This is a genomic window from Caballeronia sp. GACF4 (assembly GCF_023631025.1).
In the GTDB taxonomy this organism is placed as follows: domain Bacteria; phylum Pseudomonadota; class Gammaproteobacteria; order Burkholderiales; family Burkholderiaceae; genus Caballeronia.
In genome coordinates this window covers 1-637 of sequence record NZ_JALQDW010000013.1, presented here as the reverse complement: position 1 = coordinate 637, position 637 = coordinate 1, and the positions used below count along the sequence as shown (strand labels likewise).

Here is a 637-nt window from a genome sequence, read left to right as displayed (position 1 = left end):
ACCGTGAAACGACTCCACGCCGATGATAGTGCGGATCTCCCGTGTGAAAGTAGGTAATCGTCAGGCTCCTCATGCAGCAACAAAAACCCCACCCCCAAACAGGTGGGGTTTTTGCGTTTCGCTTTCGACTATAAGTGAGAGCCTCAGCTAATGCGGGTCGCGCGGAAAGCTTGACAACACCGTGTTTCTTCCCCATAATCGATAGTTCTCTGCGGAGGGGTGCCCGAGTGGCTAAAGGGGGCAGACTGTAAATCTGTTGGCTTACGCCTACGTTGGTTCGAATCCAACCTCCTCCACCAGAATTCAAGCGGTAGGGAATCCAGCCCAAGCGGGTGTAGCTCAATGGTAGAGCAGAAGCCTTCCAAGCTTATGACGAGGGTTCGATTCCCTTCACCCGCTCCAGTGTCGGTTTGTAGTGCCCATGTGGCTCAGTGGTAGAGCACTCCCTTGGTAAGGGAGAGGTCGGCAGTTCGATCCTGCCCATGGGCACCAGAAGTATTAGTCTAGTAAGTTGCGCGTGGCGCAAGGTGCGAAAATCCTGTTAGGAGTCGAAAATGGCCAAAGGTAAATTCGAGCGGACCAAGCCGCACGTGAACGTGGGCACGATCGGTCACGTTGACCACGGCAAGACCACGCT

The 637-nt window shown here is 54.5% G+C and carries 1 protein-coding gene and 3 tRNA genes; all 4 read left to right on the top strand.

What is annotated here, in order from left to right; genetic code table 11:
• The first annotated feature begins 213 nt into the window (after positions 1-213).
• A tRNA-Tyr gene (locus NCR40_RS12520) sits at positions 214-299 on the top strand.
• A gap of 29 nt (positions 300-328) precedes the next feature.
• Positions 329-402, top strand: a tRNA-Gly gene (locus NCR40_RS12515).
• Positions 403-417: 15 nt separating this feature from the next.
• A tRNA-Thr gene (locus NCR40_RS12510) sits at positions 418-492 on the top strand.
• A gap of 62 nt (positions 493-554) precedes the next feature.
• Positions 555-637 (top strand): GTP-binding protein (locus NCR40_RS12505; RefSeq protein ID WP_042615313.1); only part of this gene is annotated, 83 nt, incomplete at its 3' end.